Source organism: uncultured Neptuniibacter sp. (genome assembly GCF_947498015.1).
GTDB lineage: Bacteria > Pseudomonadota > Gammaproteobacteria > Pseudomonadales > Balneatricaceae > Neptuniibacter.
Genome location: NZ_CANMIR010000010.1, coordinates 119,156 through 125,608 on the forward strand (window position 1 = coordinate 119,156; position 6,453 = coordinate 125,608).

Annotated in this window: 7 protein-coding genes; all 7 read left to right on the plus strand. The window is 46.0% G+C overall.

Going from position 1 to position 6,453, the window contains the following annotated elements; all coding sequences use genetic code 11:
* The first annotated feature begins 52 nt into the window (after window positions 1-52).
* Window positions 53-673: a thiol:disulfide interchange protein DsbA/DsbL gene (locus Q0882_RS13030; protein WP_299182469.1), complete on the plus strand. Its 621-nt coding sequence runs from the start codon at window positions 53-55 to the stop codon at window positions 671-673.
* Window positions 674-812: 139 nt separating this feature from the next.
* Window positions 813-2,402: a GGDEF domain-containing protein gene (locus Q0882_RS13035; RefSeq protein ID WP_299182470.1), complete on the plus strand. Its 1,590-nt coding sequence runs from the start codon at window positions 813-815 to the stop codon at window positions 2,400-2,402.
* Window positions 2,403-2,453: 51 nt separating this feature from the next.
* Entirely contained in the window at window positions 2,454-4,088 is a 1,635-nt protein-coding gene (ubiB, locus tag Q0882_RS13040) for a ubiquinone biosynthesis regulatory protein kinase UbiB (protein WP_299182471.1), read from the plus strand.
* A 128-nt stretch (window positions 4,089-4,216) separates the two neighbouring features.
* Complete coding sequence (locus Q0882_RS13045; RefSeq protein WP_299182472.1) at window positions 4,217-4,546, plus strand: phosphoribosyl-ATP diphosphatase; 330 nt, start codon at window positions 4,217-4,219, stop codon at window positions 4,544-4,546.
* Between the two features lie 120 nt (window positions 4,547-4,666).
* The gene (gene tatA / locus Q0882_RS13050) at window positions 4,667-4,921 is read left to right on the plus strand and encodes a Sec-independent protein translocase subunit TatA (protein ID WP_299182473.1); all 255 of its coding nucleotides are present in this window, start codon (window positions 4,667-4,669) and stop codon (window positions 4,919-4,921) included.
* Window positions 4,922-4,933: 12 nt separating this feature from the next.
* Window positions 4,934-5,320, plus strand: a complete 387-nt coding sequence (gene tatB, locus Q0882_RS13055; protein WP_299182474.1) for a Sec-independent protein translocase protein TatB — start codon at window positions 4,934-4,936, stop codon at window positions 5,318-5,320.
* Window positions 5,320-6,126: a twin-arginine translocase subunit TatC gene (tatC, locus tag Q0882_RS13060; protein WP_299182475.1), complete on the plus strand. Its 807-nt coding sequence runs from the start codon at window positions 5,320-5,322 to the stop codon at window positions 6,124-6,126. The genes tatB and tatC overlap by 1 nt, the downstream gene beginning before the upstream one ends.
* Window positions 6,127-6,453: the final 327 nt, after the last annotated feature.

Sequence of the window (6,453 nt, forward strand, 5' to 3'; positions counted from 1 at the left end):
CTCTTTCAAAGTATGGTCACTTTTACATAATTTTGTGCTCGGAGTATATGTGATGAAAAAAATTGGATTATTACTGGTGGCACTGCTGATGCCATTTATGGTGCAGGCAGAAGAGTATCGTGAGGGTGTTCATTATGTGAAGCTCACATCGCCTGTCCGGACTGCGGATCAGAGTAAAGTCGAAGTCGTAGAGATGTTTGGCTACCCCTGCCCGCACTGTAATAGCTTTGAGCCGCTGATTAAAATCTGGGAAAACAATCAGGCAGAAGATGTAAGTTTTGTGCGCATTCCTGTGGTATTTGGGCGTAGCTGGGAGCCTATGGCGCGTGCTTTCTATGCCTCTGATCTGCTGAAAACACTCGATAAAACCCATGAAGCAACCTTCAATGCCGTTCACGTAGAGCGCCGTCGTCTGCGTGGAGAAGATGATTTTGCTGAGTTTTATGCAAACCTAGGTGTGGATGCAGGTAAATTCAGTAAGATGTATAACTCGTTTGCGGTGAACATGAAGCTTAAACAGGGTGACTCAAAGGTCCGTGGATATGGAATAGAGGGGGTCCCTGCGATGGTTGTGAACGGTAAATATCGCATCACCGCGGGAACCGCGGGTGGACAGAAACAGATGTTGGATGTTGTTAACTACCTCGTAGAGCTGGAACGAAGTGCTCAGTAGCCTATTGCTATGTATCAGAAAAAACGCCCATTAATGGGCGTTTTTTATATCTGTTTGACTTAAAACCTAGTGTGGGCAATAGAGTTAGACTAACATGACCTTTGGTAAGGTTATATGTGGTGTATGTTGAGGAACAGGTGTGTCGGAAACGCAGGTTGATTGGAAGGGTAAATACCGGGGTCTGGCTCAGGAGCTTGAGAAGCTAGAGCAGACTACAGATGCTACGGAAGAGCAGTTACGTCATCTTCTGGGTAATATGGTGCTCGCTCTGGAGGGTGAGAACCCTCAATTTGATGCTGAACTGAACACATTAAAGCCGTTATTACATGAACCTTGTGCAGAGCATCTCGGCTTTCTGAAGAAGATCGGCCGTCGGGTCGAGAAGCAGATCAAGGTACGAGATGACCAGCGAAGTAAAAATGCGAAGCAGATCGTAGGGGCTCTCTTAAAGTGGATACGCATTCTGCGTGATCAGGTTCAGAATACGGGGACACAAAATCTCCTGGATTCACTGGAGCGGCGCAGCACTGAGGTTGAAGAGAGATTCTATGACCTGCCTGCGGTGATGTCAGACCTAATCGAGCTGCAAAGCCATATTGAGATTATACCGACTGACACGAATGACCTGAATGCTAGCGAATTTTCATTAGACTCGGATGATGCTGGTGTCCTCTCAGAAAGTGATGTTGAGCTTCTACTGCAGCGGATCGGTGCTGAACTGTTGGAATTGATCAGCAGTCTGCATGTGCCTAAGCAGGAAGGCCCTAATGCTCGGAGTTTGATCAAGCAGATAGAGAAAGGCTTTGGCCTGTCATCCCTACCCGAAATCGTTCGAGATCTGGTCGATTTGGTGATTAAGTCTACCAGTAATGCCAGTGAAGATTTTGAGAAATACCTCCTTGAACTAAGCTCTCGTCTGACTGAAGTGCAGACATTCGTTGCCGATAGTCGTGAGGAGCAGCAGGAGTTAGGTCAAAACCAACGAGATCTGGATCAGCAGGTGCGCCAAGATGTTAAAAAATTACATCACACTGTAAAGAATACCCATGATATTGGCGACCTGAAAAAAGCGGTTTCCCTCCAGTTATCCGGGCTTGTAAGAGCGATGGATGACTTTAAAAAGAAAGAGGAGGAGCGTGAGCAGAGAGTTCAGGGGCGATATGAAAACCTGATCCAGAAAGTTGAATTGATGGAGCAGGAAACTCAGAAAGTTAAGGCACATATGGAAGAGGAGCGTCTGCGTGCCAGAACCGATCCGCTGACGGGACTACCGAATCGTGCGGCGTATGATGAACATATGCTTCAGGAGTATGAGCGCTGGTCACGATACAGCACGACCTTTTCAGTCGTGGTGGGCGATCTGGATTTCTTCAAAAAGATTAATGACACTTATGGCCACTTGGCCGGGGATAAAGTACTGCGCCTGGTCGCTAAAGTGATCACAAAAAATATCCGTGTTACAGATTTTGCCGCCCGCTTTGGTGGAGAAGAATTTATCATTATTCTGCCCTCAACTTCGGCCAGTGAAGCCGCTCAGGCGATGGATAAATTGCGGGCATCACTTGAATCCAGTCCCTTTAATTTCCATGGGAAACCGGTGGGTATTACTATGTCGTTTGGGGTGACTGAGATTAAAGAGGGCGATTCCCTTGATGATATCTTTACCCGGGCTGATGAAGCCTTATATCAGGCAAAAGAGAACGGGCGAAACCAGGTTTGCTCCAAGTAGGCCTGTCTGGCCGTCCATTTAAATAATTTCAAGTTACAAGGTCCTCCTGCTGTGAAGCGTCTTTCACGAATTCTGAAGATAGTTCAGGTTTTTGCACGTTACCGTCTTGATACGCTTTTCCTGAGCTTATCGCTGCCTTGGTATATCCGAATCCTGATCTGGTTGCTCCCTTGGCGTTTTATCATACCGGCGAATAAGCCTGAAGCAGTCCGTGTGCGCCTGGCGCTTGAAGCGCTAGGCCCGGTCTTTGTTAAATTTGGTCAGATGCTCTCCACACGGAGAGACCTGCTTCCAGACGCGCTGGCTGAAGAGTTAAAAAAGCTACAGGATCGGGTTCCTCCTTTTTCGGGTATCCACGCTCAACAGCTGATCGAGAAAGGATTAGAGCAGCCCGTATCTGAACTGTTTGCTGAGTTTGAAGTGGAGCCGTTGGCGTCAGCCTCAGTGGCTCAGGTACATAAAGCTACGATGCGTGATGGGCGCGAGGTCGTTGTTAAAGTGATACGGCCCGGCATTGGGAAAACGATTCGTAAGGATGTGGACCTGTTGTTCACACTGGCAAGGGTCGTACACGCCGTATGGGAAGAGGGCAGGCGCCTTCGGCCTGTCGAAGTTGTAGCTGAATATGAACAGACCATCTTTGATGAGCTGGATCTGCGTAAAGAAGCGGCTAACGGCTCGCAACTCAGGCGGAATTTCGAGCACAGTGAAATTCTGTATATCCCGGAGATCTATTGGGACTACACCCGATCCAATGTACTTGTGATGGAACGAATACATGGGATTCCGGTTGCAGAAGTGGATCAGCTTGCTGAGCAGAATACGGATATGAAAGTTTTGGCTGAACGTGGTGTAGAGATCTTCTTTACTCAGGTATTCAGGGACAGTTTCTTCCACGCAGATATGCATCCGGGCAACATCTTTGTTTCAAGAGAAAATCCATCCTCGCCGCGTTATATAGCCGTTGATTTCGGTATTATCGGATCTCTTACACCTGAAGATCAGAGCTATCTGGCGCGTAACTTTCTTGCATTTTTTAAGCGTGATTATCGCATGGTTGCCCAGCTGCATGTTGACTCAGGCTGGGTGCCGGCGGATACCAATGTAGATGCATTTGAAACAGCGATACGCAGTGTATGCGAGCCTATTTTTGAAAAACCTCTGAAAGAGATCTCTTTTGGACAGGTTCTGTTAGGTCTGTTCCAGACCGCACGTCGTTTTAATATGGAAGTACAGCCCCAGTTGGTACTGTTACAGAAAACACTACTGAATATTGAGGGCCTCGGTCGCCAACTATATCCAGATCTTGATCTATGGAAGACGGCTAAGCCTTTCCTTGAGAATTGGATGAAGGAACGGATGGGGCCTAAGGGTGTCTATCGTAGTATTAAGCAGCAGGCGCCAGATTGGCTAGAGAAAATGCCACATATGCCGCAGCTTGTCTTTGATGCGCTAAATCAGGTGCGCAATCTGGATAACAGTCGCCAGCGTGATATCCGTGCATATCAACAGGCAAAAGATGAGTACGAAAACAAAAGCCGTAGGCGTCACTATGCGGGGGTATTATTGATCGCTGCAGCTATTATTGCCGGTAATCCTCAGGTTATCGATTACCTCCAGGCGCTTCCCGCGACAAGTTGGGTACTGGCTTTTGCAGGTTTGCTGCTCCTTTTCAAACGTAGTTAGTCGTTGGGTTACACTTAGTTGAGTCAAAGACAGAAATAATTTCCTCCTTTCGGAGGGGATGGTGGAAGTAATATTGTTCGGGTATGCTTCCGCAACGTGAATTAGCAATAACTAAAGTGAGATATAAAATGAGTGATGTACTGACTCAACTAGGTGAAGTTTTAGAACAGCGTAAGACTGCTTCCCCAGATAGCTCTTATGTCTCTAGTCTACATGCCAAGGGTTTGAATAAGATTCTCGAGAAAGTGGGTGAAGAAGCCACAGAGACAATACTGGCGGCTAAAGATGCTCAGCAGAGTGGAGATAATAAAGATCTCATCTATGAGACTGCAGACCTCTGGTTCCATAGCCTTGTTGCACTCTCACATCTGGGCGAGAAGCCAGACGCTGTAGTACAAGAGTTGGCTCGACGTTTTGATCTTTCTGGCCTGGAAGAGAAAGCCTCAAGGCAGAAGTAAATATTCCACGCGTGGATTTAGAGAGGCTATGCAACCAGCAGAGCCCCGGTAAACGGTTATTGTTGCTAACAATATAAAAATTATGGCGATCTATAGCGCCATTAAGTACGGAGAGTAAAAATGGGTTTAGGTGGTATTAGTATCTGGCAGCTACTGATTGTTCTGGCCATTATCATTCTGATTTTCGGTACGAAGAAATTTAAGAATATCGGTAGTGACCTTGGTGGTGCCGTTAAAGGCTTTAAAAAAGCGATGAGCGATGAAGAGAAAGCTCAGGAAGAAGCCGATCAGAAACAGATCAAGCAGGAAGATGCTGACTTTACAGAGGCGCAAAATAAAGCTGATGTAAAAGATGAGCAGAAGTCTGATAAATAACAGGCTTCATCTATGTTTGATATCGGTTTTGCCGAGCTACTGATTGTAGCCGTTGTTGCACTGGTTGTTCTGGGACCTGAAAAGCTTCCTATGGCAGTGAAAACTGTGGGGCTTTGGGTGGGAAGAATCCGTCGTACTGTGTCTTCTATTCAGTCCGAGATAAGCGAAGAACTACGAGTTGAAGAACTCAAGCGAACAACCGCAATACACAAAGATGAGCTGGAAAAAGAGCTTAATGAGATGCGTCAGCCTTTTAAAGATGCATTAAATGAAGAGTCACCTTTATCCTCTAATGTGCTGACACCAGAAGAGCTAAAGGAGCAAGCTGGTGTGACTCAACCTGAGGAGACCGCTTCGTCGGCTAAAACAACAGATTCGACAAATAGTACTAACAAATAATGAGTGAACAACGTCAAGACCATTCTGGAGAAGATAAAGAGCAGCCGCTGATCAGCCATCTGGTTGAGTTACGCCAGCGCTTGATGCATGTATTACTAATTGTTTTAGCGATCTTCCTTGGCTTGTTCTACTTCGCAAACGATCTCTATACCTACTTATCAGCACCTCTGACCGCGCTGTTACCGGAAGGTACCAGCATGATTGCTACAGATGTAACTTCACCATTCTTTGCGCCTTTTAAGTTGACGCTGGTCGCAGCGATCTTCCTTGCGATGCCGTTTGTGTTACATCAGATCTGGGGATTTATCGCACCGGGTCTATATAAGCATGAAAAACGACTAGCGGTTCCATTGCTGATATCCAGTATATTCCTGTTCTATGCAGGTATTGCATTTGCTTATTTTGTTGTCTTTCCTCTGATATTTGGCTTCTTTACAAGCGTTGGGCCAGAGAATGTTGCGGTGATGACAGATATCAGCAGCTATCTGAACTTTGTACTGAAACTGTTTTTTGCATTTGGAATCGTTTTTGAGATACCGATCGCAACATTACTCTTGATCTGGTCGGGTGCTGCAAGCGTTGAAGGGTTAAGACAGAAGCGTGCTTATGTCGTGGTCGGCTGTTTTGTAGTTGGGATGTTGCTGACACCTCCTGATGTCATTTCGCAAAGCTTATTAGCGGTGCCTATGTGGTTGCTGTTTGAGGCGGGTATTATTCTGGCAGTCATTTTTGTTAAAAAGCAGGATGATGAGTTGGAAGATGAATTTGATGAGGCGATGCGTGAAGAAGAGGATAACAACCAGTAGCGTATAGTTAATATTACGAAAGGGTGATTACGTCAGTAATCACCCTTTTTTTATGTCTGCTGTATAGGGATTAAACAGCGCTGGTTGCGGAGTGAACAGTTTGAGCGTGTTTTCCGCTTTTTTTGAGTTTTTTTGGAATTTTTTAAAGTTAGGTGTTGACGGTGTCTGAGATCTCTGTAGAATTCGCCGTCCTTGCTTAGGGAGGCCGCTTTTTAAGGCGGATTTGAGCTGAGTTAAGGGCTGAGTAAGTGGTTGAAAACGTTGAGTTTTTAGATTGCTTACGCGGCAGGATTCAAGGTCCGGTTGCTGAGTAAAAAATTTTACAAA